This window comes from Hyphomicrobium sp. (assembly GCF_003987855.1).
GTDB lineage: Bacteria > Pseudomonadota > Alphaproteobacteria > Rhizobiales > Hyphomicrobiaceae > Hyphomicrobium_B.
The window spans coordinates 55,150-80,653 of sequence record NZ_RXIZ01000005.1 but is presented as its reverse complement, the minus strand read 5'-3'; the positions used below and the strand labels follow the sequence as shown (position 1 = coordinate 80,653).

The following is a 25,504-nucleotide window of genomic DNA, read 5'->3' as shown; positions in this document are numbered from 1 at the left end:
GTCATTGGCAACTATTCTGTATGACCCGATAACGGTGGTATCATGCCGGGCAAAAGCTAAGTCCTTTACGCCTTCGTCGATCCTATTTCGCCCCCATAATACCGGGCCTTACGGTCAGCTCCCCAGAGGGGAGGCGCAAGGCCCGGAGAATATGGTGGAGGCGCCGGGTACCGCCCCCGGGTCCGATCGGCTTATTACGACCGCGTTTATCGCCATAGCCGGCAGAACCGGCACCACGAATATAAGGGGCAACGCGTCCGAAAAAAAGCTTTTCAGTAGATATCGTTGTTTCGTCCTCAGGAACCTGTAACCGGACTGAGACGTCAAGCGGCACCGGGCTGAGGGCCGCTCTCTTCTTTGGTCGGCTATATTTTGGCATAGCCTTCGGGCAAAGCTGATGATCCACAGGAGGTTCCCGCCTCCGAGCGGCCGGAGACCTTATCGAGTGAGCGTTTCGTCGCAAGGCAGGGGCCGAGACAACCGACCGGTGCAGAACACTTTTCAGACCTGGGTCGGCCTGGCGGCGACCACGATCATCGTCATAGCGATCATTTTGCTGGCCACTGCGGCGGGCCATGGTGCGGCCGCTCTTTTCGATGTCTTGAGCGAAATCCATGAGCCACGCGCTTTTGCCGCAGGCGAAATCGAGAGCCTGATTACCGCACGCGTGGCCGCATCGCTTTTCGCCTTTCAGGCCGTGACGGTCATTTGTGTCTTGTTAGTCAACGCGTATCGCCGCCGCGTAACGGGATCCAGCCTTCTGAACTTCTCGATGCCGCGCGGAGGGCTTCGGACGCTGGCGTTGGCCGTCGTGGCGCTGATAGCGCTCGCGACCTGCTTTGCTTCGCTGGTCCTGTTCTTCAACCCTGAAGCGCTACGAAACGATCTTCAGCCGTTCGCGGAAATGATGAGATCGCGAACCTGGTGGCTCATTCTGCTAGCGGCCGGTGTCGGCGCGCCATTGGCTGAAGAGTTGCTGTTTCGCGGGCTCATCTTTGAAGCGCTACGGCGTTCGCCATTCGGGTTCATCGGAGCAATGGTGATTTCGGCGCTCTGCTGGGCGTTGCTTCACGCCAACTATTCGGCATACGGCTTGGGCGCGATAGCTCTGATCGGACTATATCTCGCCTGGCTGCGTGAGCGAACCGGCAGCCTGCTCGCGCCCATCGTCTGCCACAGCATCTACAACTCCCTCATCATTGCGCTTATGGTGCTGACGCCGGACAGTTCGCTGTCGGCGGGATGACTTAAGGCGCCCAGCAGAATCGCTTAGTGCTCACCTCATGCAGCAGTATCTCGATCTTTTGCGCCGCGTGCGCAGCGAAGGCGTGAAGAAAACCGACCGCACGGGGACGGGAACGCTTTCGGTTTTCGGCCATCAGATGCGGTTCGATCTGGCCGACGGCTTTCCGCTCGTCACGACCAAGAAGCTGCATGTGAAGTCGATCGTCGTCGAACTCTTGTGGTTCCTGGCGGGTGCAACGAACACGCAATATCTGAAGGAACACGGCGTCAGCATCTGGGACGAGTGGGCCGACAGCGAGGGCAATCTCGGTCCGGTCTACGGCAAGCAGTGGCGAAGCTGGGAGACGCCCGACGGCGGCACGATCGACCAAATCTCGAACGCGGTCTCGGATCTCAAGAACAATCCGGATTCGCGACGCATCATCGTGACGGCGTGGAACCCAGCCGATCTGTCGAAGATGGCGCTCGCGCCGTGTCACTGCTTGTTCCAGTTCTACGTGGCTGACGGCAGGCTCTCATGCCAGCTCTATCAGCGCTCCGCCGACATCTTTCTGGGCGTGCCCTTCAACATCGCAAGCTATGCACTGCTCACGATGATGATGGCGCAGGTGACAGGGCTGAAGCCCGGCGAATTCGTCCACACGTTCGGCGATGCGCACCTTTATCTCAATCATCTCGAGCAGGCCGATCTGCAGCTATCACGCGCGCCGCGGCCGCTGCCGAAGATGCTGATCAATCCCGAGCGAAAGTCGATCTTCGATTTCAAATTCGAGGATTTCGAGCTGCGCGCGTACGACCCCTGGCCGCATATCAAGGCGCCTGTGGCGGTCTGAGATCGCCTCTTCCCTTGGAGAGGGAAAATGCTTCCACCGCCGTCACGCCAAGCGGACGCATTTGCTTCTTTCGCGCGCCGTTGCTATGCGGGCGGCGATGAATGATATTCTGTTATCTCTGATCGTTGCCGTTTCCGAAAACGGCGTCATCGGCAGGGACGGAGGATTGCCCTGGCGGCTGTCTTCCGATCTCAAGGCGTTTCGCCGCCTGACGTTGGGCAAGCCCATCATCATGGGGCGCAACACGTTCCGCTCGATCGGCATGCCGCTCGACGGCCGGGACAATATCGTCGTGACGCGCGACCCCTCGTTCGAGGTCGAGGGAGTTTCGACGTGCGAGTCCGTGACGGATGCGCTGACCCTCGGCCGCATTCTCGCCAAAACGCGAGGCGTGGACGAAATCATGGTTATCGGCGGCGCGGAAATTTACAAAAGCACTTTGCCCGTGGCGGATCGGATTTATCTGACCCGCGTTCACGCGAACGTCGAGGGGGACCGGCACTTCGGGCCGCTCGACACTGCCGAGTGGCGGGAGGCTAGCCGTGAGGAGCTGCCAAAGGGTCCGCGCGATGACCACAGCGCCACGCTTTTCGTTTACGATCGGCAAAAGCAAGCAGCCTGAAGGGCTTTATCGCCCTTGAAGGTAGGCTTCCACGCCCCAAATTGCGATTAGCCAAAACCTGCGGAATTTGCGAACGGCCGGGGCCTGCCCTATAAGCTGCGCAAAATCCGAATTATCAACGTTGCTCAGGCCTTTGCAGTGCAGGACTTACATCGGGCGTCATCAGGACGCCATCCGCAACTCGGAAGGCAGGGGGCACGATCTCAATCTTCAGCTCAAAATGCGAAAGAGGCCCTGATTCATGCCCTGGAGTAGTCAAGGCGGTGGTGGCACCGGCGGGGGAAACGGCGGCCGCAAGGGCGGCGGTCCCTGGGGTCAGGGGCCGTGGGGTCCACAGGGCGGTGGCGGTGGCGGCGGCAAGGAGCCGCCCGATCTCGATGAAATTCTTCGCCGCGGCCAAGATCGCATGCGTCAGGTGATGCGTGGTGGCGGCGGCAATGGCGCTGGCGGCGGCGGCTTCACGGGAGGCGTGCCGAAGTCTTTCCTCTTTCTGATCGCGATGCTGCTTTTAGCGGGCGTCGCCTTCTATGGTTTCTTCTTCCGGGTCAATCCGGACGAGCAGGGCATCGTTCTGCGTTTCGGCAAGTACGATCGCTGGGAAGGACCGGGCCTGCATTGGCGTCTTCCTTATCCGATCGAAGAAGTGCGCCTGCCGAAGGTCACGCAGCAGCGGACGATCGAAGTCGGGGCCGGCCGGAGCATCATCGGCGGACGTGACAGCGGCCTGATGCTGACCGGAGACGGCAGCGTGGTCGATGTCCGCTTCGTCGTGTTCTGGCGCATCAAGCTCGACAAGGACGGACCAAACGGCGAGACCGGCGTCGAACAGTACCTCTTCAACATCGCGCAGCCCGAGACCACCGTTCGTGAAGTCGCCGAAAGCGCGATGCGTGAAGTCGTCGGTCAATCCAGCCTGCAGCCGCTTCTGACGCTTGGGCGTCAGAAGGCTCAGGAATCCGTGCAACAGCTGATGCAAAGGACGCTCGACTCTTACGGCGCCGGCATCAAGATCGACCAGGTGCAATTGAGAGAGGTCGATCCTCCGGAAGAAGTCATCCGCTCGTTCCGAGAGGTTGCTGCGGCGGCGCAGGAAAAGGAAACCCTGATCAAGCAGGCGCAGACGTATGCCGATCAGGTCATTCCGAGAGCGCGAGGCGATGCCGATCGGATCGTTGCGGCGGCGGAAGGCTATCGCGATCAGACGGTGGCGGAAGCCACGGGTCAGGCGGCGCGCTTCCTCAAGGTCTACGAGGAATACAAGAAAGCGCCCGACGTCACGCGCGAGCGGCTCTATCTTGAAATGCAAGAGCGGGTGCTCTCCGGCGCCGACAAGATCATTCTCAATCAGAACGGAAAGGGCCAGGGCGTGGTGCCATTCCTGCCGCTGGAGCAGCTGCAGAAGCGTCCGGCCGATCCGCAGCAATCTACCGATACGGATGGAGCGAGATAACAATGCGTTCGTTTTTCGCCTTCATCCTGGCAGTGCTCGCGATCGGCGCCGTGGCGCTCTATTCGTCGGCCTTCATCGTGCATCAGAACGAGCAGGCGCTCGTCCTGCGCTTCGGCGAACCGCTTCCGGCTGTTACGACGCCGGGCCTCAAGTGGAAGATGCCATTCATCGATACGGTCGAGAAGTTCGACAAGCGCATTCTCGATCTCGATACCACCGAGCAGGAAGTCACGGCATCGGATCAGCAGCGTCTGATCGTCGACGCCTACGCGCGCTATCGCATCACCAACCTCTTGAAGTTCTATCAGAACGTGCGCGACGAGGAGCGCGTGCGTGAGGTCGTCGGACCGCTGATCGAATCGGAAATCCGGCGCGTGCTGGGTTCCGCGACGCTGCAGGACGTCGTCAAAGACAAGCGCGAGTCGCTGATGAAGCAGATCGCTGCGCAGGTGAACAGCGAAGGCCGCGACTATGGCCTCGAGGTTGTCGACGTGCGCATCAAGCGCGCGGACCTGCCGCAAGAGAACCTCGTCAAGGTCTACGACCGGATGCGCGCTGATCGTATTCGCGAGGCGACGGAACTCCGCGCTCAGGGCGATGCCGAAAAGAACCGCATCCAGGCGAACGCCGACAAGGACGTGACCATCATCAAGGCAACGGCCACGCAGAAGTCGGATGAAATTCGCGGTGATGGCGAGGCCGAGCGCAGCCGCATTTTCGCGGACGCGTTCGGGCAGGACCCCGACTTCTTCCGCTTCTACCGCTCGATGCAGGCCTATACGACGGCTCTGAAGCCGGAGGACACGCGCATGCTGCTGTCGCCTGACAGCCAGTTCTTCCGGTATTTCGAAGATCCCACTGGGAAGGCGCCAACGGCTGCGCAACCTGCCGCACCCCAATGAGCGACCTGCTCGCCGGGATCGGCATCGCCCTCGTGCTCGAGGGGCTCTTATGGGCTGCCGCGCCGCAGATGGCTCGGCGGGCCGTTGAAGAGATTGCAACTTTTCCCAACGGCCGGATACAGATCTTCGCCGTCGCCGCAGTGGCCGTTGGCGTATTTGTCGTCTGGCTCGCCAGGGGATAAGCCGAGGCGGCAGCAACTTATCCCCGCTGTCTGGACCTATGCTACCTTGCCATGTTCACGCTTTCATGTTGGGCGAGCTAGCATGAATGCGGGCCTTTTCGGGCCGGCAAGCCTTGGAGTTCTTCGGCGATGATCAAGAGAAGTGCGGCGCTCCTTTTCGGCTTCGGCCTGAGCCTGATGCCGGCCATGACGGGTGCCCGTGCCGAGCAGCAGTTTCAGTATGGTCCCGTTTCCGTCGCTCCGCTTGCAAAGCGGCTTTCGGATGCGGTCGTCAACATTTCCACTTCGCAGACGGTCAAGGGTCCGGCCGGCGTACCGCTGCCGAAGGTGCCGAAAGGGGCCCCCTTCGAAGACTTCTTCGATGACTTCTTCAACAAGCGCGGCGGCGTTCCGCATGGCGACCGCAAGATCTCCTCGCTCGGCTCCGGATTCGTGATCGACGGCAAGGAAGGCCTGATCGTCACCAACAATCACGTCATCGAAGGCGCTGAGGAAATCGATATCAACTTCCACGATGGCTCGAAGCTTGTGGTCGACAAGATCATCGGCCGCGATACCAAAGCAGATCTCGCGCTGTTGAAGGTGACGCCGAAGAAGCCGCTGGTCGACGTCAAGTTCGGCTCGTCCGATGCAATCGAGGTCGGCGATTGGGTCATGGCGATCGGCAACCCGTTCGGCCTCGGCGGATCGGTTTCCGTGGGTATCATCTCGGCCAAGAGCCGCGACATCAATTCCGGTCCCTATGACGATTACCTGCAGACCGATGCGGCCATCAACAAGGGCAATTCGGGTGGGCCGCTGTTCAACATGAATGGCGAGGTCATCGGCGTGAACACGGCGATCATTTCGCCCACGGGCGGGTCGATCGGCATCGGGTTCGCGGTGCCTTCCGATACCGTGGCGAACGTTGTCGATCAGCTGAAGCAATACGGCGAAGTTCGCCGGGGCTGGCTCGGCGTCAAAATCCAATCCGTGACGGGAGACATCGCAGAGACGCTCGGGCTCGAAGAGAACGTCGGCGCGCTCGTTGCGGCCGTGACGCCCGAAAGTCCAGCGTCCAAAGCGGGTCTGCAGCCTGGCGACGTGATCTTGAAGTTCGACGGCAAGGATGTGACCAGCATGCGCGGTCTGCCGAAGATCGTGGCGCAGGCGCCGATCGGCAAGGCCGTCGACATGGAGCTTTTGCGGAAGGGCAAGAAGGAAAACGCGCAGGTCACGGTCGGGCGTCTGGAGGATGACGACGACAATGCGAGCGACCTCAAGAGTGGCGATGAGAGCGACGAGGATCCGAAGGGTTCCGCCATCATCGGCCTGACGCTGTCGCCTCTCAACGACGAGCTGCGCAAAAAGTACAAGCTGGACGACAAGATCACGGGCGTGGTGGTCGAGGCCGTCGATCCGCAAAGCGCGGCAGCGGGCAAGGGTCTCAAGCCCGGCGACGTGATCGTCGAAGCTGCGCAGGATTCGGTTTCCGATCCAGAGGATGTCGCAAAGAGCATCGAGAAGGTCAAAAAGGCCGGTCGCAAAGCGGTTCTGCTGCGCATCGAGGATTCGAAGGGCGATCTTCGCTTCGTCGCCGTACCCTTGTCGTAAGCGGCGTGCTATGCGCCCAATTTGAGTTCACTTCAGGAGGTCATTCGTGTCCGAGGGTCACAGCATTCTCGATACCATCTTCGACCAGCTGTCGCCTGTGCATCCCGATGGACACAAGTTCATAGCGATCGCGGCGGCGGTGACGCTGCTGTTCTTTTTTCTCTATCCGCCGCTCGGATGGGTCGCAGCCGGCCTGACGGCCTGGGTCGTCTACTTCTTTCGCGATCCGCCGCGCGTGACCCCGCTGCGTGCGGGGCTCGTCGTTTCCTCGGCCGATGGCAAAATCTCGGGGATCGAGAAGATCGTTCCGCCCGCCGAACTCGGCATGGGGTCGGATGAGCGGGTGCGGATATCGACGTTCCTGTCGGTGTTCGACGTCCATATCAACCGGTCGCCGGTGGCGGGCCGGATCATCCGCTCGCTGTACGTTCCAGGCAAGTTTCTCAATGCGGCGCTGGATAAAGCGAGCGAGGACAACGAGCGGCGCATTCTCGTCATCGAGACGCCGACGGACGGTGACATCGGCGTGGTGCAGATCGCGGGCCTCGTGGCGCGACGCATCGTGACGTTCTCGGAAGTCGGCGACACGCTGGTCGCCGGACAGCGCTTCGGCCTCATTCGCTTCGGGTCGCGGGTCGATATTTACCTGCCGCCGGGGAAGACGGCGCTGGTCAGCGTCGGGCAGCGGGCGATCGCCGGAGAGACGGTCTTTGCGGACCTTCATTCGGTCGAGCCCGAGCGCGAGGCGTTGCGAGCGTAACCATTTGTTTGCGGAAAAGCGGCTTCGATGGCTGCGAAGCCTTGACCCCGGCACATTTAGGGATTGAAGCAGAGCGGCTATCTTGCAACCGGCGCGCGAGCCAAGGAGGCTCTCATGGATACGGACGAGCCCTTTATCGAGACGGAAACCCGCCGCCGCCGGCGCCGCTCTCTTTTCCGGCACAGGCGCGTTCCGGTGCGGATGCTGGTGCCGAACTTCTTCACGCTGCTTGGACTATGCGCGGGCCTGACGTCGATCCGCATGGGGATTGAGGGCCGGTACGATCTGGCGGTGGCGGCGATCGTGTTTGCCGCCTGCCTCGATGGCATCGACGGGCGTATTGCGCGGCTGCTTAAAGCTTCCTCGCGGTTCGGCGCGGAGCTCGACAGTCTCGCTGACTTCGTCAATTTCGGCGTGGCGCCGGCGTTCCTCATTTTCAACTGGGGGCTTGGCGATCTCAAAAGCGCGGGCTGGATCTGCGTGATGATCTTCGCGCTGGCGTCGGCGCTTCGCCTGGCACGTTTCAATGCTGCGCTGGATGACGAAAAGCCGAAATGGCAGTCGAACTATTTCATGGGCATGCCGACACCGGCGGCGGCGATTGCCGTGCTGTTGCCGCTCTATCTCGATCAGCTGGGTTTGGGAGAGGCGAAAGCGCAGTGGGCGCTCAAGATCGTGCTCGTCTACACGGTCTTCGTCGCGTTCATGATGGTGTCGACGATTCCGACCTATTCCGGGAAGCTGCTCGGTGAGCGCGTCGGACGCGAATGGGTGCTGCCGATATTCGTGGTCGCGGTGGGCCTCGTCGCCTTCCTCTTCACCTATCCCTACGAGACGCTGACCGTTCTAACCGCGGTTTATCTCGGATTTATTCCGGTGAGCTGGCGCGCCTTCAGAGACAAGAGCGAAGACGACGCCGCATTAGCCACGGCCTCGGCGATGGCTGCTCCGTCGGCGGCTCCGGCGGCACCACAGGCATCGGGCGGTGCTCCCTCGGCTGTGGACCCGCAGGCGAGCGGGCGCATCGTTACGTTCCGGCCGACCGACCAGCCGAAGTAGCTTTCAGCACGCCACGCGCATTCGAAGCGCGCAGCTGTTTAGACGCTATTTCGTTTCTTCGGGCTGGCGATTGTAGATATCGTCTGTGCGGCGAATGTCGTCCTCGCCGAGATATGAGCCGATCTGGACTTCAATGATCTCGACGGGCACCTTGCCCGGATTTTGCAGGCGATGCCATTGCGTCGCGAAGATGTAGACGCTTTCGTTCTCGCGCACGAGCTGCTCTTTTTCGCCGATCGATACCTGCGCGGTGCCCTGTACGACAATCCAATGCTCGGAGCGGTGATGGTGCATTTGCATCGACAGCTTGCCGCCGGGCTTGACGTGCAGAAGCTTGACCTGAAAACGCGGGCCGATGTTCAGCGTCTCAAAGTAGCCCCAGGGGCGATAGTTGCGAAGGTGCTGTTCCTGCTCCTTCCGGTTCGACTGCTTCAGGCGCGAGACGATCTTGGAAACGTCCTGCGTGCGATTTTTGTCGGCGACCAGAAGGGCGTCCGGCGTGTTGACGATGATGAGGTCGTTGACGCCGATCGTGGAGACGATCGACTTCTCGGAATGAACGTAGCAGCCGGTGGTATCTTCCAGGACGGCTTCACCCTTGATGAAGTTGCCCTTGTCGTCGCGCGGAGCGATTTCCCAGAGGGACGACCATGAGCCGACATCGTTCCAGCCGACGTCCATCGGCAGGATCGCGGCTTCGCGAGTTTTCTCCATAACGGCGTAGTCGATCGAGATGTTGGGCGACATCGCGAAGCCGTTTTTGTCGAGGCGTAGGAAGCCTAGATCTTCGCTGGCTCCGGCGAGGGCGGCGCGGGCCGCTTCCAGGATCTTCGGTTCGTAGCGCTCGACTTCCGTCAGGTATTTCTTGGCATTGAGGGCGAAGATGCCGCTGTTCCAGAAATACGAGCCATCGGCGAGATACCGCTCGGCCGTGGCTCGGTCGGGCTTCTCAGCGAAGCCGTCGACAGTGAAGGCTTGGCCCTCGAAGCCGCGAAGATCGCCGCCGCGCTTGATGTAGCCATAACCGGTGTGAGCTTCCGTGGGCGTGATGCCGAAGAGGACGAGCTTTCCACTTTCTGCAACGGCGGCGGCGCGGCGGATGTTTTCCGCAAAAAGCGCTTCGTTGCCGATGACATGATCGGAAGGCATTACGGCGAGAATTGCATTCGGATCATCGCGCAGCGCGACCAGTGCGGCGACCGCAATTGCCGGTGCGGTGTTGCGCGCGATCGGTTCAAGAATAATCGCGCGCGGTTCGATGCCGGAGCGCTCGATCTCTTCACGGACGAGAAAGCGGTGATCGTTGTTGCAGAGAAGGATGGGCCGCTCGAAACCGGCGCTGTGCGGTAAACGCGCGAGCGTGGCGCCGAGGAACGATGAGCCCTGGCCGTTGAAGAAGCGAATGAACTGCTTGGGATACATCGACCGCGAGAGCGGCCAGAGCCTCGTTCCGGAGCCGCCAGACAAAATAACTGGATAAACGGCACTCATAAGCAAAACCTCTGAGCTGCAAGATCTATTTTAGGGTGCGCTCGCGTTCCATGACGCAGAGCATGCGCAGTAATTCGACAACTATATGAAAGTCCCATCGTTTTGCAGTCGATGGGGCAGTCTTGCACAGAGCATCGAGCGAATCCACTCCGCGCGCGCAGACATCGACTTTAATTGGAGGGGCGCGTCAGTCTTTCGCGTAGGGATCGAAGTGCGCTGCTGGACGACATGGAACCGGCGTCGCCTTTGACTGCCGGTTCGGCAGCGTGAGGGACATCGCGACGGACAAGAGAGCCAGTCGGGCGGAGAGCTGATGCTGCGCTCGTCGTCGACGATGGCGACGTAACGGCACGGTAGCCCGGTGGCTCGGGCGCGTACTCGGGAAGAGGGGCTGCTTCGACGGTGGGGTTCGCGTGAATTCCGAGTGCGTCCGCCATCATCGCGAGATGATGCGGCGCGTCCCCTTGCGGAGGAATGCCGGATGCGCGCCAACGCTCGACGATCTGATCGAGGAAGCCTTCCTCCGCGAGTGATGCCTGCCATTTCTGCGAGAAGTTTGCGCTCGATGAGCGCGGCAGGGCGTGCTTCGGCAGTTCATCGAACTTGATGCGCACCGGCAGCGCCATGCCGTCACCGAAGGCGATGGCTTCGCGCTGGCCGAGCGAGGGCAGGAATTCGAGCAGTCCGGCGCCGGTGTCGGCAACGGCTGAGGCGACGATGGCTTGGTCGCGATCGTTCGACAGGCGCAATGCAAACACGGTGTTGCACTGGGAAAGGATCGTAGGATCGATTTCGGCGGGGCGCTGGGTGACGATGCAGAGCGATGCGCCGTACTTGCGCCCTTCCTTGGCGATCTTTGAGATCGCGCGCTTGCAAGGTTCGAAACCTAACGTCGAGTTTAGGGGAACGTAGCGATGCGCTTCCTCGCAAACGAGGGTCACCGGCACTTGTCCCTCGCTCCAGAGCGCGAAGTCGAACGTCATACGGCACAGGACGGAGACGACGACGTTCACGACTTCCGACGGAATGCCGGTCAGCTCGAGAATGGTGATCGGCTTGCTGTTGACGGGCACGCGGAAGATGCGGCCGAGCACTTGCGCCATGCCGTCATACACGGTGCGCGAACCGAACATGAAGGCGTAGCGGCCATCCTGCGAAATGGTTTCGATGCGGTGCTTGAGACTACGATAGGGTGCGAGATCCCTACGGTTCTCGAGCTTGCCCATCCGCTCATCGAGCAGCGACATCAGATCGGAGATACGATAGGGGACGGGCGTGTCGACGGTATAGCGCGAGGCATCGCCGAGGCCGCGAAGCTTTCTTTGCACTTCGGCGCCGGCGCGGCCCGAATTGTAACGCACCTTGGCGAGGGGAATGATTTCCTGCAGGACCTCGATCTCGGTCTTGCGATCGACGTCGCCGACAAGAACCTCGACGATTTCTTCGAAGGTCAACAGCCAGTACGGAAGCTGCATGTTGCGCGGAGAAATGACTTCCGCCCACTCGCTGAAGGCCGTCGCGTATTCGTTGTGGGGATCAAGAAGAACGATGTGGGCCGCCGGATTCTTCTCCACGATCGAACGCAGGATCAGCGCCGTCGTGCAGGACTTGCCGGTACCGGTCGTGCCGAGCACAGCGAAGTGCTTGCCCAGAAGCTCGTCGACCCGGACCATCGCGGGAATGCTGGAGTCCTGACGGATCGAGCCGATGCGCACCATCGAGCAGGTATCGCCACAGAAGGTCGCTTCGAGTTCTGGCTTCAGCGCCAGGCGGACGCGATCGCCGAGCGCGGGATAGGCTGTGACGCCGCGGTTGAACGAGCGCTCCTTTGTGGGGCCAGGACTCGACAGCTCGCCGACCAGTCCAAGTTCCGCGATCCAGACTTCGCCTTCGCCATCGCGCTGGGAGGGAACGGGCACGCTTAGCGCCGATACCGTTGCCAGCACCGTAGCGCGCGCGGTTTCAACAGCGAGCAGCGTTCCCATCTCAGGGCGGCCATTGGGGCTGCGGCGGTGTATATCGGCTGCGCCGTCGAGCAGTACGATCGCCTTCGAACCTGTCACCGAGACAATGCGGCCAATGGAGGTGTCGGCTGGATCGCGCGCGCCGAGAGACTGTGTGCTTGAGCCTTGCATTCAGGATCCAGTTCAGGGCGTTAAGGCTGCGTGAGATTGCGTCTCGGCCGGAGCAGGAGCGTTGACGTTGTCATCGGCAGGGAAGGCCATGACGACGTCAGTGCCGCTACCTTTTTTCGATCGAAGCTCGAGCAGGCCGCCGTGAAGCTCGACCAGCGCTTTCGCAATGGGGAGGCCTAGGCCAGCACCCTCGCGCCAGCGCGAGCGGCTGCTGTCGACCTGGCCAAATGGGGTCAGGGCGATGTCGATTTGTTCGGCGCTCATGCCGAGACCACTATCGCGAATGGCGATGAGAACGCCGCCGTCTGCACTTGGTCGCGCTGTCACCGCGATCATGCCGTTTGCCGGCGTGAACTTCATCGCATTGGAGAGGATATTCATAAAGATCTGGCGGAGCTTTGCGGGATCGCCACGCGTGGTTGGCAGATCGGGGGCGATGTCGGTCTTGAAGTCGACGTGCGCTTCGCTCGCCATCATCTGATAGGACTTCACCGCGCCAGCGAGAATTTCGCCGATGTTCGTTTGGCGCTTTTCGAGCGTGTACTTGCCGCTCTGAAGCTTCGAGATCTCGAGAATGTCGTTGATGATCGCCAGGAGATGGTCGGCGGCATCGTGAATGAGTGCGCCGTATTCAGCGACTTCCTTGCCGCCGAGCGGGCGTTGCTCGTGCTCGGCGAGGAGTTTGGAAAATCCGATGATGGTGTTGAGCGGCGTGCGCAGCTCATGGCTCATGTTCGAGATGAACTCGGACTTCATCTTGTTGGCGATTTCGGCTTCGACGCGCGCGGAGTGCTCTGCAGCGCGGGCGCGATGGCGCATCACGGCATCGCTAAGCAGCGACGAATACTCATCCAGCAGCGAGCTGGATTTCGCCTGTCCGACAGGTCCAAACATGATCGTACGCAGCCTACGCGGTAACTGTAGCCTGCCACAATTTAGGGATCACTGCCTAACTCTGGGTTAATCTTTGCTTCCGCTGCTCTCGTTCAGCAGGACCGCGTGGGAAGACTTGGTTTCGGAAGCATTACAATGGGCGACTTCCACGCTCATTTCCGAGAATGCTAACGCATGATGAACTTGAAGGGCTGCGTGAAGGCGAGCGGCTTGACGCTGACTTCAGGCGGGATCGGCGGGAAGGGAGCGGCGCGATCGAGGGCTTCCGCCGCCGCATCGTCGAGGCTTTTTGAGCCGGAGCTCGTCGCGACTTCTTTCGACAGGAGCTGGCCGTCGACACCAATGGTGTAGCGCAGCACGACGGTTCCGGAGGCGATGACGTGGGGATTGCGCTTCGCCTTCTGCACCCGGTCGTTGATCTGGCTCATGTAGCGGCCGAACGCTTTGGCATCGCCGCCTGAGGATTGGCCGGAACTGCGGACCTCGAAAACGGCCACTTGGGCTGGCTGCGTGATCGCCTGCGCCGTCTCGGGCGGTGGCGGAGGCGTGTCCGGCGGAGGTGGCGGTTCTTCGGTCTTGACGACCTGTTGCTCGACGGAGCTTTCAGCCGAAGCGATCACGTCGCGCAACTCGTCAGGTTTCTTTTCTTCGGGCGGCGGCGGAGGGGCAGCCTGCATGGCCGCGACTTCGGGAATTTCCCGGGTCTCCTGCGCGTCGCCCTTTGATATGCCGTCGCTCGATGCCTCGCCCTGGACCAGCATGATGTCCATGCCCTTGCCCATGTCGATGGCCTGCACGTCATTGGCTGCCTCGACGGCGGGCAGCAGCTTGTAACCGATCGCGCCATGGATCAGGAGCGAAACAATGATGGCTACGGCTCGCAAGTACATCCCGGCGCGTCTCGTCGTCAGTTGTTGGCCGTCGCTCCCGAGGGAGATGGTTGGGACAGCAGAGATACTCGCGCGTAGCCAGATTCCCCGACACGGCCGAGAAGCTCCATCACGTCGCCATATGCGATCTTGCGGTCGGCGCGAACGTAGACGACGGAATCACCTTCTTGCGTCTTGATCTGCTGTAGGCGCGGCACGAGCGTTTCGCGCGTGACCTCCTCGTCGCGGATATAGAGTTTGCCGTCGGGTGCAAGTGAGACGACCATCGGCTTTTTCTGCGCGCCGATCTTGGAAGCGGCCGTCTTGGGAAGCTCCAGCGGGACGCCCTGCACCATGAGCGGCGCGGCGACCATGAAGATGATCAGAAGCACCAGCATGACGTCAACGAATGGCGTGACGTTGATCTCGGCGAGCGGCTTGTAGCTGTCGCCGTCATCGCCTCCGGAGCCGCCGCCTACCGCCATTCCCATTAGTTTACACCTTCAAGACCGCGGCGAGACATCATGCGTGCGAGCGTGACGATGGCCGGGGTCACGCGGTCGGACGCGCGTCCCAACGCCACCGTGATCTGATTGTAGAAAATGACTGCCGGGATGGCCGCTGCGAGGCCGATGGCTGTCGCAAACAACGCTTCGGCGATGCCGGGCGCGACGACAGCGAGACTCGTGTCCTTCTGCTGCGCGATGGCAGTGAACGAGTTCATGATGCCCCAGACCGTTCCGAAGAGACCGATGAAGGGTGCGGCTGAGCCAAGCGTCGCGAGGAAGGGCAAGCCCTTCTCGATACTTTTTAGCTTGCGCTTCACGGCGGCGCGCATCGCCACCTCGAGACGGTCCCGGACTTCTCCGGTCGAAGCGTCGTTGGCGGTTTCCGTCCATTCGGTGCGCGCGGCATCGCCAACCGCGCCGATGAGGCTTCCGGCCCGGGCTTTCGGAATGCTGGCCGATTGGCCGCTGGTTTCCAGAACGCCAATCTCGCGATTGAGCATCCAGACGCGCACGAACTTCTCGAACGCGAGAGCCCAGCACACGACGGACGCCATCAGCAGGCCGACGATGATGCACTTCACGACGATATCGGCATGGTGAAAGAGCCCGAGGATCGAGAGATCCTTGGAAGCGATTTCTTCGGACATCAAAAAGAGGGCAGTCATTGCTTCACTTCGATAGCTGGACGTTTGTCAGGGTCGACGTTTTCACTTTGTCGAGGCAGCCCGCCACAGCGGCGCCGTCGGCCTTGCATTCCATGACGTCGTTGATGAGGAATGACCCGATCTTGTCGCACTGAATTCCGTCGATCTCGAACAGCTTGACGGTCTTCTTCTTCGGCTTCAGCGGCGCGAGATCGATGGAGAAGCGCTTGCCGATGACGCCATCGGTCTGAAACAGCACCAGATCGATCTTGAAGGATTGATAGTTCGCTTCAGCCGGATTGTTGAGGACCATGTAGGCCCGGCAGCCCTTCTCGGAGGTTTCGAGCTTGTTGAGTTCGATGTGTACACCATTGCCAGCGTCTTCAGCCGCGGGTTTGGCGGCGGGCGTCTCCGGATCGGCGAGGGCCAACCCTGCGCAAAGGCAGACGGGAAGAACGAGCGCACAAGAGAGCAACAAACGCTTCAGAGTTCTGATCACGTTAAGACTTTCCATTGCGTATTGATTTTGAAGGTGCTCGCAACGCGTGTAGCCACTTTGGCAGATGGTTGCCAGTGTGAAATTTGTAAGAAAAGCTGGGCTCGGCACCGCTGGGGTCGTTTTTGATTTAGAACAGTTTCCAGGTGAATGGGCTTCGGCAATTGCGGGGTCTCACCGCACGGCGGCGCATCGAGAATTTTTCCCGAAATGCAGTCAGAAACTTTCCCTTCTGGCGATTTCGGAGAGTCGTTCCCGGCTACTCTTATCCTTCGGGCGTATATCCCGGCCCGCGTGCCGCGTCGTCAGGCCGCGCGGTCGAACGAGACCAGGCGCGTCGCACGGCGGATTTCTCGGAAGATCGCGCCGAAGCTCATGAGGCTGGAATCACTCTCATCCGAAATGTCCGTCAGCACGGCTCCTGCCACCTTGTGCTGATGCGCGTCGAGCACCGCCAGCGCCTTCTTGGCAACGGCGTGCGGCGTGCGGTGCCACGCCGTCAGGAAGACGATCTGGTCGGCGAGCTCGGCCAAGGCCCGCGCATCCGTGGTGTCGAGCAGCGGCGGAGCGGCAAGAACGATTGTCGAGAAGCGCGCTTTCAGGGATTGGAACGACGCCGTGAAGCCGAGCGAGCGCAAGGCTGCAGGAACGGCGAGCGATACGGGCGCCGGTCCTGAGGCCGGCAAGAAGTGTACGCCGGTGAGACTGTCGCGCAGAATGACTTTCTCCACCGGGGCGTGGTTTGCGATCTGATCCAGAAGACCCGCCGTGGCGTGGGGTGACAGCTGTCGCGTCAGACCTTTGGAGCGGAAATCGCAGTCGACGAGCAGGGTCTTCTCGCCAGCCACTGCGAGATGGTGCGCCATGTTCGATGCGAACGATTCCGCGCCTTCGCCGGGCAGAGCCGATGCTACGAGGATGACGCGCGTGCTCTCGCCGTCTGTCCGCTTGGCAAGTTCGCTGCAAGCATCGCGGACGGCGTCGGCGTAAGGGCAAGCGGGTTCGGCAACGATGAGGCGGGCTGACCTGGCCGATGCGGTCGCGTCTTCATCACCGTCGGACGTCATTGCGGGCAGCGTCGTCATGTGCGGGCAGGCGAGCGTTTTTTCCACCTTGCGCGTGCGGAGCAAGGCGTTGCGTTCAAGAAGCACGGCAAGGGCGAGCATGATCGCGAGCGAAGAGATGGCTGTTATCGCGGTAACACGCAGCTTCTTCGCGCCGGCCGGCTCGGAGGGCATTTGCGCTTTCTGGATGACTTGCGCCCGGCTCAGCGTGCGCGCGTAGCCATATTCCGCGAGCATGGCGGAAAACGCTCGTTCCGACGCCGTTGGTTCGGATTGACTGAGTTTCGTCGCGTCGCTTGCGGCCAATGCCGGGTTTTCTCCGGCGACGTAGATCGAAGCGATGGTGTTGGCTATCTGCTGGGCTTTCGCGGCATCAGGCGACGAATATCGAACCGCGATGAGCGAGGAGTTGTGAAGGCGCTGAACGGCGAGACCGGATCTAAAAACTTCCCGAGCGATCGCCTGGGAATCGGTCTTCGTGAAAGGCGATAAGATGACTGCCGACAAAGGCTGCTTCTTGAACTCGGGATCATCGTCGAGCTTGAGCTCGGCGATCACCCGCTCCATCAGAGAGGCGGACTGCAGGGCGGCAATTTCTTTTTCGATGGACTTACGTTCGGCTTCGAATGTCGCGGGAGCGGGAAGCGCATCTGGATCGTCGGCCGCCGCCGGCATTTGGCGCGGGCCGATTTGGATCAGCGCTGAAGCGGTATACCGTTCAGGCATGAGCGTCAGGACGAGAAAAGCAGCGAACGCGGCAACGAGCGGAACCAGCAACACGGCTTTGGCCCGCTTCAAGACCGCGCCACGGGCGCAAGTGATTGTGAACCCTGTCCGATGAGGGGCGTCTGCGTATGCCTTGTCGTCAGCCATGGTCTCGGCGTCTTCCACGGTGCATAGGGCCATCGGGGCCACGACACCTGCGAGTCGGCGAACACGCCGAATCACGCGCTATTTTCATCCGCAAAGATGAACAGGGGGTTGTTGGTTAAAAGGCAGTTCGCGTGTATCTGCACCTGTGCGGCGTCGATCTCAGCGAGCCGAGGCCAGCAGCGTCGTTCCGCCTTTGCGCACGTCGTAGGCGCAACGCTGGCCAATCTGCGACGTCAGAACGATATGCGGGTCGCGGAAACGCTCATCCCACAGCGGATTCTGCGTATCCCAAATGGCGACGTTGAGATCGAGGTTGCCCATCACCGCTTCCGCCGTCGTGGATGTGGTCCAGGCGTTGGGATTGACCTCCCTGGCGCCGGGCGCGCGCTTCACGGCGCTGCGGCGACAGGCCTCGGCGGCGCGGTCGCGATAGGCTTCGACCACGGCATCGCTCATGGCGGCGCGGTAGGTATGATCCTGGTACCAGACCTTCGCGACTGCGAGCAGGGCCAGACCAAACAAAATCGTGCGCATAGCATTGCTCCGGACGCGGAGGCGGGTGCTCTCAATCGGCCCGACAGTGTGCACCGCTATGGTGAAAAAAGCGTTGTCTCACGGCCGGTTGCGGTGCAGCGGAACGGACAAGCGGGCTTGTCAGGGCCCGTGCGGTCGGGCACAAGCGTGCCGGCGAAAAACTCCGATTTCCGGGAGACCCCTCACCTCATGTCCAAGAAGAAGATCCTGATCACGTGGCCTCTGCCCGAAGCTGCCATGGCCCGCGCCCGCGAGACCTATGATGTCATCGCACATGGGGACAACCCGAAGATCACCGTCGATGAGATGCTGGAGACGGCAAAGTCGGTGGACGCGATCCTCCTGACGCTCAACGAGAAGTGCCCCAAGGCCGTCATCGATCGGGTGCCTGAGAACATCAAGTGCATCTCGACGTTCTCCATCGGCTTCGATCACATCGATCTGGAAGCGTGTAAGGCACGCGGCATCAAGGTCGGCAACGCGCCGCACGGCGTCACGGTCGCCACTGCAGAAATCGCGATGCTGCTGCTGCTCGGCTCGGCACGCCGCGCGGGCGAGGGCGAAAAGATGATCCGCACGCGCTCCTGGCCCGGCTGGCAGCCGCTGCAACTCGTCGGCCAACGCCTCGATAACAAGAAACTCGGCATCTACGGCTTCGGCAAGATCGGGCAGGCGCTGGCGCAGCGCGCGCGCGGCTTCGACATGGAAATCCATTATTACGACATCTACCGCGCGAAGCCCGAGGTCGAAGCGAAGTACAACGCGATCTATCACGACAATCTCGACAGCCTGCTCAAGGTCTCGCAGTTCTTCTCGATCAATGCGCCGTCGACGCCCGAGACGCGCGGCTTCTTCAACAAAGCGACGATCGATAAGCTGCCGCAAGGCGCTATCGTCGTGAACACGGCGCGCGGCGATCTCGTCAATGACGAAGACATGATCGCGGCGCTGAAGTCGGGACGCCTGGGATATGCCGGTCTCGACGTTTTTGCCGGCGAGCCAAAGATCAACGAAGGCTATTACGACCTGCCGAACACGTTTCTGTTCCCGCATTTGGGCTCGGCGGCCATCGAGGCCCGCAATCAGATGGGGTTCGAAGCGCTCGACAACATCGATGCGTTCTTCGCGGGCAAGGACATGCCGTTCAAGCTCGCCTGATCTTTGAGGCTTTGATCGAACGAAAATGGCCGGGGAGAACCCGGCCATTTTTTATTTCAGCTATCTCGCTCCGCGTTCGCTCCTATGCGGCAGCAGCGGCCGCCTGTTCGGCGGCTTGAGCCGGGTTCGCGGTCTCGGCGATGTAGCTCATGGCGGCAGCGACGCCGCCCTTCTTGTGGGGAACGCCGGCAAGCTCGAAGCCCATCTCAACGCCCGTCAGCGCGCCGAGCACGGTGAGTTCGTTGGTGTCGCCGAGATGGCCAATGCGGAAAGCCTTGCCGGCGATCTTATTGAGCCCCGTGCCGAGCGACATGTTGAAGTTGTCGAGCACGATCTTGCGATAGGCGTCGGCGTTATGACCTTCCGGCATCTGCACGGTCGTAACGGCTGGCGAATAATACTTCGCGTCGCGACACTGTGTTTCAAAGCCCCAAGCCTGGACGGCCCGGCGCGTCGCCTCGGCCAAGCGGCGATGCCGCGCAAAGACGTTCTCGAGGCCTTCCTCGTTGATCATGTCGATGGCTTCAGCGAGGCCGTACAGCAAGCCAGTGGCCGGAGTGTAGGGGAAGTAACCGGTCGCGTTCATCGACAGCATGTCATCCCACGCGAAATAGGACTTCTTCAGCTGCGCTGTCTTGGTGGCTTCGATCGCCTTGGCGCTGATGGCCGTGAACGAGAGGCCCGGCGGCAGCATCATGCCCTTCTGGGAACCCGCCACCGTCACGTCGATGCCCCACTCGTCGTGGCGCACGTCTGCAGCGGCGAGCGATGAGATCGCGTCGGCCATGAGTAGCGCGGGATGTCCGGCCGCATCGATCGCTTTGCGAACTTCATCGAGCCGCGTCAGGCAGCCCGTCGATGTCTCGTTGTGCACGACGCAGACGGCCTTGATCTTCTTTTCGGTGTCGGCGCGCAGCTTCTTCTCGATGGCGTTTGCATCCGCGCCGATCCGCCAATCGGTCGGAACGACGTCTGTCTCGAGGCCGAGCCGGCGCGCCATGGCTTCCCAAAGCACGGCGAACTGCCCTGTCTCGCACATCAGGACCTTGTCGCCCGGCGAAAGCGTATTGCTGAGACCCGCTTCCCACGCGCCAGAGCCCGACGCCGGATAGATGATGACGTGCCCTTGGGTCTTGAAAAGGCCTTTGATGCCGCTGAGGACGCGACGCCCAAGTTCGCCGAATTCAAGTCCCCGGTGGTCGAGAATCTGGCGCGACATGGCCGCAAGGATCCGCTCCGGCACGGGGGTCGGCCCCGGAATTTGCAAAAAGTGACGGCCCGGCCGGCGATGCTTTCTCGACATTATGGTCCTCAAGGGTCTTCTTATTGTTCGTCTCCGCGCGTGTCCTAGTACCGAACCGCCCCGGATACAATTGCCCGCACGCTCTATTCGACCGGCTCTCAGGCGCTTTTTGTCTCGGCGGTGGTCCGCCAAGAAAATTTTCCCGTATTAGTCTGGGCCGACAAACAAATTATGCCTGCCCTGCTTTGCGATAAAGGTCCGACAAAGGCAAGCGAGGGCCTGCTGGAGGGCGAATGAACGCAAGTGAGCGAAACGGCCTGGAAAGACTGAGCGCAATCGAAGCGCGGCGGGCGCTCACCGCCAACGAGATCACGTCGGAGCAGCTCGTCGGCGCCTGCCTCAACCGAATCGCGCTTCGCGACAACACGGTACGCGCTTGGGCGCACATCAACTCCGAAGCCGCATTGGAAGCGGCCCGCGCCAGCGATGCAAAGCGTGCCAGCGGCGAACAGATGGGTCCGCTGGCTGGAATTCCCGTCGCCGTCAAGGACATTATCGACACGAAGGACTTTCCCACGGAGCTTGGTTCGCCCGTGTTCGCCGGACGGCAGCCGGCGGCCGACGCGTTCGTGGTGACGCAATTGAAATCGGCCGGTGCGATCATCCTCGGGAAGACGGTTACAACCGAATTCGCTTTCTTCGGTCCGGGTGAAACGCGCAATCCGCATGATCCGGAGCGCACGCCAGGGGGATCGTCTTCGGGATCGGCTGCGGCGGTTGCGGACTTCCAGGTGCCGCTGGCGCTCGGAACGCAAACGGCGGGGTCGATCATACGCCCGGCATCGTATTGCGGCGTCGTGGGCGTGAAGCCGACGTTCGGCTACGTGTCTCGCACCGGCGTTCTGGAACAGTCTCCGCCGCTGGACACGATCGGCGGTTATGCCCGTTCGGTCGAAGATACAGCCCTCCTTCTCGATTGCATCGACGGCTTCGATATCAGCGATCGCGGCATGATCCCGGGGCGCAAGCCTTCCCTTGTGGCTGCGCTCACGACGCCGATGGCGCGGCCGCCGCGTATCGCATTTGTCAAATCGCCGGCTTGGCCGCAGGCGGACGAAAACATGCGTGCCGCATTCGAGCTTTTCGCCTCGACGTTCAAAGGCGAAGTGGAAGTCAACGAGACGCCGCTGCCAGCGGAGTTCGACCGTATCATTCGCCTGCAGCAGATCGTGCAATTCTCCGACATTGCGCGCAACTATGGCCCCATCGCCGACGCCAATCCGGATCGGGTTTCCGCCAAGCTCAAGGAAGTCATTGCGGAGGGCCGGACGTTTTCTGCCGCGAGCTACGATGAGGCGCGAGGCATGAGTGAAGCGCTCTACAATGATTTGCGGTCGATCTTCGTGAATAATGACGTCATCCTTACGCCCGCCGCTCAAGGCGTTGCGCCTCTGGGACTGGCAAGCACGGGAAGTCCGATGTTCAATGGACTTTGGACGTATCTGGGCATGCCGTGCATCTCGCTGCCCTTGCTGTCGATTAACGCGCTGCCCGCCGGTGTGCAGCTTGTCGGCGCGCGGGAAGATAGCGCGCGCCTGCTTCGCGTCGCATCCTGGATGATGCGTGAGCGTGGGCGGCAAGGATGAGTAAGGGCTACGCCCGGTCCCCGAACCGCGCGACGTATCAGCCAGTCGTTTGAGCCGGATTGCCCGCAGCCGCAGCCGCCTCGGATGAGGCGCCGCCGATGAGCTTCAAAACGCTCTCTATGGTATCGGCTTCAGCGGCGGGCTTATCCCACCGAATACGGTGGATGCGAGGAAAGCGCATCGCCACGCCCGACTTGTGCCGAGTCGAAGACTGCACGGCATCGAAGGCCACTTCGAAGACGAGTTCCGGCTCGACCGCGCGCACTGGCCCAAAGGCTTCTGTCGTGTGGCCTCTGATCCATTTGTCCAAGATCAAAAGTTCTTCGTCGGTGAAACCGGAATAGGCCTTGCCGACGGGTACAAGCTGGCGGTCGCCATTGTCGTCGGTCTTCCAGACACCGAACGTGTAATCCGAATAATAGGACGAGCGCTTGCCGGAGCCGCGCTGGGCGTACATCAGCACGCAGTCGAGCGTCAGGGCTGCGCGTTTCCACTTGAACCATTCGCCTTTGACGCGGCCCGCTTGATAGGGGCCTGCGCGGCGTTTCAGCATCAAGCCCTCGATGCCTTCGGCGCGCGCCGACGACCAGAGTTCGCCGAGCTCTGCGAACGTCTTGAAGCCGACGAGCTGCGAGACATCGGTCAGCGGCGGATGGTGCTGGGCGTGCCAGGCTTCCAGCCGTGCGCGGCGATCTTCAAACGGCAGAGTTCGCAAATCTTCCTGGCCATCGAACAGAAGATCGTAGAGGCGAACGTGCGGCGGGTACATTTGCATCATCTTGGCGGTGATGCTCTTGCGATTGAGGCGCTGCTGCAAATCGTTGAACGGGGCGATCTCGCCGTCGCGCATGACGAGAAGCTCGCCGTCCGCAACGCAATCCTGATCTTGAAAGGCACTGCGGATTTCAGGAAATGCCGCGGAGATGTCGTCGCCTTGGCGCGAGAACATTTTCACGTCACCGCTGCGCGCGGCGATCTGCACGCGAATACCGTCCCACTTCCATTCGGCAATGAAATCTTCTGGAGCCAGCCGCGGCCAATCTTCCTCTTCGACCGGATGGGCCAGCATGACGGGCCGGAAAACAGGTTTTGCGCCGGGATCGGGACGATCGGCGTTGCCCTCCAGCCATTGGAAGAGGTCGAGGTATGGCGGCGTCAATGCGTGCCAGATTTCTTCGATCTCGCTGACGTCCCGGCTGTAGCTTTCGGCGAGTGCCGTGCGCGCCAGACGGGCGGACACGCCGACACGCGGCGCGCCGCCGATCAGCTTCAATAGGGCCCAGCGGCCGGTGGCGTCGAGTTGATCGAGAAGATGTCCGAGGCGTTCGGTCCGCTCGGCCGTGGTGCCGTTCGCCATCGCGGCGACGACAGCGCCGAGGGATAGCTCGGGCAGCTCGCCGGAATTGTCACCGATTTTTGCCGCCAACAATTCCGGGACGTCGGCGCGTGGTTCGAGAGCGAGCCGCAGCTGACGTGGTTTAGAGGCATCCGCCTCCACTCTTGTTTCTGCCGGAGGTTCGGGAACGATGACACGGTCGTCGGGCCAAAGGAGGGACACGGTTTCGGCGGTGTCACCGACGTAATCGCGCGATAACCGATAGAGTACGGGATCGATGAAGCGCGAGACGAGATCGCTCAGCATCCGACGCAACGGCATACGGATTGGAACTCCATCGGTCAGCGCCGCGAGTGCCCAACCTCGATCGGGATCGGGAGCCGAACGGAAGTAGTGGCCGAGCAGCGCGACCTTTCGATTTCGGCTCTGGGTGTAGACCAGACAATCCATGAGGCGAGCGAAGGCGCGCATCTCTACTCCGCCTCCTCGCCGTAGCCCACGAGCGCGAGGGCGCGCGCCTTTTTGCCGATCGATCCAAGATAATGCACCAAGGCGTCCTCACGCCCGTGCGTCACCCAAACTTCTTCGGCTTCGGTTTCGATGATCGTTTGAATAAGCTCGGGCCAATCGACGTGATCGGAGACGACGAGCGGCAGTTCGATCCCCATTTGCCGGGAACGGCCGCGGACGCGCATCCAGCCGCTGGCGAAGGCTGTGACAGGATCGCCGAATCGACGCGACCAGCGATCACCGAGCGCGGACGGCGGGCACATGACGATGCTACCGCGCATGGATTTCGGATCGGATTCGGAGACGGCGTGCAATTCGCCCAGATCTATGCCGAGCTTGCCATAGAGGTCGGTCAGGGCCATCACGCCGCCGTGAAGGTAGATTGGTTTGTCGTATCCGGTATCGCGGACGACACGGATCATGCGTTGGCATTTGCCGAGATTGTAGGCGCCAACGAGATGGGTGCGGTCGGGTTCGGCGGCGAGTGAGGCGAGCAGCTTCTCTGCCTCATGCGCGGCCTTCTCATGGCGAAACACGGGAAGACCGAACGTCGCTTCAGTGATGAAGACATCGCATGGGACGACTTCGAACGGTGCGCAGGTCGGATCAGCGGCGCGCTTATAGTCCCCCGATACAACTGCTCGCCGTCGGGCCCATTCGATAACGACCTGGGCAGAACCCAGGATGTGACCGGCGGGCACGAGCCGGACGCTCACGCCATTGATCGAGATCGTTTCTCCGAAAGCGAGGGCTTGGAAAGATCCGGCGCAATCCTCGCCATAGCGGACTTTCATGATGGCGATGGTCTCGGCGGTCGCGAGCACCGCGCCATGGCCGGAGCGTGCATGATCGCTGTGGCCGTGCGTAATGACGGCGCGATCGACCTTGCGGCCGGGATCGACGTAGAAATCGCCGGGCTCACAGTAAAGGCCGGACCCTACGGGATACAGCCACGTGTCGACGGGAGGTGCTGGCGAACTCATGAACCACTAAACGCGCGAAACCGCAAAGCAGCCTAGCGCGAAACGGCATTCACGCAATGATATCGGGAAGCAGCTTGTCCTCGATCTGCGTAATGCGATCCTTCAGGACGAGCTTCTTCTTTTTCAGCCGCTTGATGAGAAGTTGGTCAGCCGTTGGATTATCTTCAAGGGCGGCGATTTCCGCATCGAGCTGGCGGTGCTCGGCGCGCAACGTTACCAGTTCTTCCCTGAGCTCGCGTTCGTCGCGCCGCTCCATATCATTATCCTGCCGCTGTCCGGTCGACCGCCATCGCTTTTGAGTGATTGCCGTTGTGATGGCAACTCCTCAGATGCGCGAACTCGGGCGTTCTTTTAATTCTCTGAATTTATTTTACGAATCACTAATCGCCGCAGCTCCGCGCTGCAGCGTAACAAAAATCAAACATGGAAGCTTCGCCAAAAGACGCGTTGGACAACGCGGTAAACGTGTGGCA

At 61.2% G+C, this 25,504-nt stretch carries 24 protein-coding genes and 1 other RNA gene; 11 read left to right on the top strand and 14 right to left on the bottom strand.

All coding sequences use genetic code 11. The annotated features are described in order from the left end of the window. Positions 1-271: a transfer-messenger RNA gene (ssrA, locus tag EKK30_RS04405) on the bottom strand; the annotation flags it as partial. A 216-nt stretch (positions 272-487) separates the two neighbouring features. Here ssrA and EKK30_RS04400 point away from each other — a divergent pair. The 9 genes from EKK30_RS04400 (at position 488) to pssA (ending at position 8,646) form a co-directional block, all read left to right on the top strand. Continuing rightward, positions 488-1,246 carry a CPBP family intramembrane glutamic endopeptidase gene (locus tag EKK30_RS04400; protein WP_290980856.1) on the top strand — a complete coding sequence of 253 codons (759 nt, stop codon included), beginning with the start codon at positions 488-490 and terminating at the stop codon, positions 1,244-1,246. A 37-nt stretch (positions 1,247-1,283) separates the two neighbouring features. Next, entirely contained in the window at positions 1,284-2,078 is a 795-nt protein-coding gene (locus EKK30_RS04395; RefSeq protein ID WP_290980853.1) for a thymidylate synthase, read from the top strand. Positions 2,079-2,175: 97 nt separating this feature from the next. Further along, entirely contained in the window at positions 2,176-2,700 is a 525-nt protein-coding gene (locus tag EKK30_RS04390) for a dihydrofolate reductase (protein ID WP_290980850.1), read from the top strand. Positions 2,701-2,941: 241 nt separating this feature from the next. Next, a complete protein-coding gene (hflK, locus tag EKK30_RS04385) occupies positions 2,942-4,150 on the top strand; it encodes an FtsH protease activity modulator HflK (RefSeq protein ID WP_290980847.1) in 1,209 nt (402 codons plus the stop codon). A gap of 2 nt (positions 4,151-4,152) precedes the next feature. Then, positions 4,153-5,052 (top strand): protease modulator HflC, encoded by a 900-nt coding sequence (locus EKK30_RS04380; protein WP_290980844.1) that lies wholly within the window; start codon positions 4,153-4,155, stop codon positions 5,050-5,052. Next, complete coding sequence (locus tag EKK30_RS04375) at positions 5,049-5,234, top strand: DUF2065 domain-containing protein (protein WP_290980841.1); 186 nt, start codon at positions 5,049-5,051, stop codon at positions 5,232-5,234. Before EKK30_RS04380 ends, EKK30_RS04375 begins: the two co-directional genes overlap by 4 nt. Positions 5,235-5,363: 129 nt before the next feature. Continuing rightward, on the top strand, positions 5,364-6,827 hold the full coding sequence (locus tag EKK30_RS04370) for a Do family serine endopeptidase (protein WP_290980838.1): 1,464 nt from the start codon (positions 5,364-5,366) through the stop codon (positions 6,825-6,827). A 46-nt stretch (positions 6,828-6,873) separates the two neighbouring features. Next, the gene (locus tag EKK30_RS04365; RefSeq protein ID WP_290980835.1) at positions 6,874-7,587 is read left to right on the top strand and encodes a phosphatidylserine decarboxylase; all 714 of its coding nucleotides are present in this window, start codon (positions 6,874-6,876) and stop codon (positions 7,585-7,587) included. Between the two features lie 114 nt (positions 7,588-7,701). Then, positions 7,702-8,646, top strand: a complete 945-nt coding sequence (gene pssA / locus EKK30_RS04360; protein ID WP_290980832.1) for a CDP-diacylglycerol--serine O-phosphatidyltransferase — start codon at positions 7,702-7,704, stop codon at positions 8,644-8,646. 45 nt (positions 8,647-8,691) lie between these two features. Here the strand turns inward: pssA and EKK30_RS04355 are convergent, their stop codons facing one another. The 9 genes from EKK30_RS04355 to EKK30_RS04315 all read right to left on the bottom strand — a co-directional run bounded on the left by EKK30_RS04355 (position 8,692) and on the right by EKK30_RS04315 (position 18,155). Continuing rightward, positions 8,692-10,137 carry a mannose-1-phosphate guanylyltransferase/mannose-6-phosphate isomerase gene (locus EKK30_RS04355; RefSeq protein ID WP_290980829.1) on the bottom strand — a complete coding sequence of 482 codons (1,446 nt, stop codon included), beginning with the start codon at positions 10,135-10,137 and terminating at the stop codon, positions 8,692-8,694. A gap of 170 nt (positions 10,138-10,307) precedes the next feature. Continuing rightward, the gene (locus EKK30_RS04350; protein WP_290980826.1) at positions 10,308-12,272 is read right to left on the bottom strand and encodes a DUF87 domain-containing protein; all 1,965 of its coding nucleotides are present in this window, start codon (positions 12,270-12,272) and stop codon (positions 10,308-10,310) included. Positions 12,273-12,284: 12 nt separating this feature from the next. Beyond that, the gene (locus EKK30_RS04345; RefSeq protein WP_290980823.1) at positions 12,285-13,166 is read right to left on the bottom strand and encodes a HAMP domain-containing sensor histidine kinase; all 882 of its coding nucleotides are present in this window, start codon (positions 13,164-13,166) and stop codon (positions 12,285-12,287) included. A 167-nt stretch (positions 13,167-13,333) separates the two neighbouring features. Next, the gene (locus EKK30_RS04340; protein ID WP_290980821.1) at positions 13,334-14,056 is read right to left on the bottom strand and encodes an energy transducer TonB; all 723 of its coding nucleotides are present in this window, start codon (positions 14,054-14,056) and stop codon (positions 13,334-13,336) included. A gap of 17 nt (positions 14,057-14,073) precedes the next feature. Next, on the bottom strand, positions 14,074-14,526 hold the full coding sequence (locus tag EKK30_RS04335) for a biopolymer transporter ExbD (RefSeq protein ID WP_290980818.1): 453 nt from the start codon (positions 14,524-14,526) through the stop codon (positions 14,074-14,076). Further along, positions 14,526-15,209: a MotA/TolQ/ExbB proton channel family protein gene (locus EKK30_RS04330; RefSeq protein ID WP_290980815.1), complete on the bottom strand. Its 684-nt coding sequence runs from the start codon at positions 15,207-15,209 to the stop codon at positions 14,526-14,528. Before EKK30_RS04330 ends, EKK30_RS04335 begins: the two co-directional genes overlap by 1 nt. A gap of 4 nt (positions 15,210-15,213) precedes the next feature. Beyond that, positions 15,214-15,687, bottom strand: a complete 474-nt coding sequence (locus EKK30_RS04325) for a hypothetical protein (RefSeq protein ID WP_290980812.1) — start codon at positions 15,685-15,687, stop codon at positions 15,214-15,216. Between the two features lie 302 nt (positions 15,688-15,989). Next, on the bottom strand, positions 15,990-17,621 hold the full coding sequence (locus EKK30_RS04320; protein WP_290980809.1) for a tyrosine-protein kinase domain-containing protein: 1,632 nt from the start codon (positions 17,619-17,621) through the stop codon (positions 15,990-15,992). 159 nt (positions 17,622-17,780) lie between these two features. After that, the gene (locus tag EKK30_RS04315) at positions 17,781-18,155 is read right to left on the bottom strand and encodes a hypothetical protein (protein WP_290980806.1); all 375 of its coding nucleotides are present in this window, start codon (positions 18,153-18,155) and stop codon (positions 17,781-17,783) included. 189 nt (positions 18,156-18,344) lie between these two features. Here EKK30_RS04315 and EKK30_RS04310 point away from each other — a divergent pair, with 189 nt between their 5' ends. Further along, positions 18,345-19,313 carry a D-glycerate dehydrogenase gene (locus EKK30_RS04310; protein WP_290980803.1) on the top strand — a complete coding sequence of 323 codons (969 nt, stop codon included), beginning with the start codon at positions 18,345-18,347 and terminating at the stop codon, positions 19,311-19,313. Positions 19,314-19,395: 82 nt separating this feature from the next. On the opposite strand, the gene EKK30_RS04305 is transcribed toward EKK30_RS04310, so the two are convergent. Beyond that, positions 19,396-20,616, bottom strand: coding sequence for an aminotransferase class V-fold PLP-dependent enzyme (locus tag EKK30_RS04305; protein WP_290980799.1), 1,221 nt, complete (start codon positions 20,614-20,616; stop codon positions 19,396-19,398). 233 nt (positions 20,617-20,849) lie between these two features. Between EKK30_RS04305 and EKK30_RS04300 the strand changes: the two genes are divergently transcribed. Then, positions 20,850-22,202 carry an amidase gene (locus tag EKK30_RS04300; protein ID WP_290980796.1) on the top strand — a complete coding sequence of 451 codons (1,353 nt, stop codon included), beginning with the start codon at positions 20,850-20,852 and terminating at the stop codon, positions 22,200-22,202. A 37-nt stretch (positions 22,203-22,239) separates the two neighbouring features. Here the strand turns inward: EKK30_RS04300 and EKK30_RS04295 are convergent, their stop codons facing one another. The 3 genes from EKK30_RS04295 to EKK30_RS04285 are packed head-to-tail and all read right to left on the bottom strand — an operon-like array spanning position 22,240 to position 25,287. Further along, entirely contained in the window at positions 22,240-24,009 is a 1,770-nt protein-coding gene (locus EKK30_RS04295) for a cisplatin damage response ATP-dependent DNA ligase (RefSeq protein ID WP_290980793.1), read from the bottom strand. A 2-nt stretch (positions 24,010-24,011) separates the two neighbouring features. After that, a complete protein-coding gene (locus EKK30_RS04290; RefSeq protein WP_290980790.1) occupies positions 24,012-25,031 on the bottom strand; it encodes a ligase-associated DNA damage response exonuclease in 1,020 nt (339 codons plus the stop codon). A 49-nt stretch (positions 25,032-25,080) separates the two neighbouring features. Further along, positions 25,081-25,287 (bottom strand): DUF465 domain-containing protein, encoded by a 207-nt coding sequence (locus tag EKK30_RS04285; RefSeq protein ID WP_290980787.1) that lies wholly within the window; start codon positions 25,285-25,287, stop codon positions 25,081-25,083. Positions 25,288-25,504: the final 217 nt, after the last annotated feature.

Coding starts and splice junctions, on each gene's coding strand:
- EKK30_RS04395 (WP_290980853.1), top strand. CDS start 1,284: ATGCAGCAGTATCTCGATCTTTTGCGCCGCGTGCGCAGCGAAGGCGTG.
- EKK30_RS04390 (WP_290980850.1), top strand. CDS start 2,176: ATGAATGATATTCTGTTATCTCTGATCGTTGCCGTTTCCGAAAACGGC.
- hflK (WP_290980847.1), top strand. CDS start 2,942: ATGCCCTGGAGTAGTCAAGGCGGTGGTGGCACCGGCGGGGGAAACGGC.
- EKK30_RS04380 (WP_290980844.1), top strand. CDS start 4,153: ATGCGTTCGTTTTTCGCCTTCATCCTGGCAGTGCTCGCGATCGGCGCC.
- EKK30_RS04375 (WP_290980841.1), top strand. CDS start 5,049: ATGAGCGACCTGCTCGCCGGGATCGGCATCGCCCTCGTGCTCGAGGGG.
- EKK30_RS04370 (WP_290980838.1), top strand. CDS start 5,364: ATGATCAAGAGAAGTGCGGCGCTCCTTTTCGGCTTCGGCCTGAGCCTG.
- pssA (WP_290980832.1), top strand. CDS start 7,702: ATGGATACGGACGAGCCCTTTATCGAGACGGAAACCCGCCGCCGCCGG.
- EKK30_RS04355 (WP_290980829.1), bottom strand. CDS start 10,137: ATGAGTGCCGTTTATCCAGTTATTTTGTCTGGCGGCTCCGGAACGAGG.
- EKK30_RS04350 (WP_290980826.1), bottom strand. CDS start 12,272: ATGCAAGGCTCAAGCACACAGTCTCTCGGCGCGCGCGATCCAGCCGAC.
- EKK30_RS04345 (WP_290980823.1), bottom strand. CDS start 13,166: ATGTTTGGACCTGTCGGACAGGCGAAATCCAGCTCGCTGCTGGATGAG.
- EKK30_RS04340 (WP_290980821.1), bottom strand. CDS start 14,056: ATGTACTTGCGAGCCGTAGCCATCATTGTTTCGCTCCTGATCCATGGC.
- EKK30_RS04335 (WP_290980818.1), bottom strand. CDS start 14,526: ATGGGAATGGCGGTAGGCGGCGGCTCCGGAGGCGATGACGGCGACAGC.
- EKK30_RS04330 (WP_290980815.1), bottom strand. CDS start 15,209: ATGACTGCCCTCTTTTTGATGTCCGAAGAAATCGCTTCCAAGGATCTC.
- EKK30_RS04320 (WP_290980809.1), bottom strand. CDS start 17,621: ATGGCTGACGACAAGGCATACGCAGACGCCCCTCATCGGACAGGGTTC.
- EKK30_RS04315 (WP_290980806.1), bottom strand. CDS start 18,155: ATGCGCACGATTTTGTTTGGTCTGGCCCTGCTCGCAGTCGCGAAGGTC.
- EKK30_RS04310 (WP_290980803.1), top strand. CDS start 18,345: ATGTCCAAGAAGAAGATCCTGATCACGTGGCCTCTGCCCGAAGCTGCC.
- EKK30_RS04305 (WP_290980799.1), bottom strand. CDS start 20,616: ATGTCGAGAAAGCATCGCCGGCCGGGCCGTCACTTTTTGCAAATTCCG.
- EKK30_RS04300 (WP_290980796.1), top strand. CDS start 20,850: ATGAACGCAAGTGAGCGAAACGGCCTGGAAAGACTGAGCGCAATCGAA.
- EKK30_RS04295 (WP_290980793.1), bottom strand. CDS start 24,009: ATGCGCGCCTTCGCTCGCCTCATGGATTGTCTGGTCTACACCCAGAGC.
- EKK30_RS04290 (WP_290980790.1), bottom strand. CDS start 25,031: ATGAGTTCGCCAGCACCTCCCGTCGACACGTGGCTGTATCCCGTAGGG.
- EKK30_RS04285 (WP_290980787.1), bottom strand. CDS start 25,287: ATGGAGCGGCGCGACGAACGCGAGCTCAGGGAAGAACTGGTAACGTTG.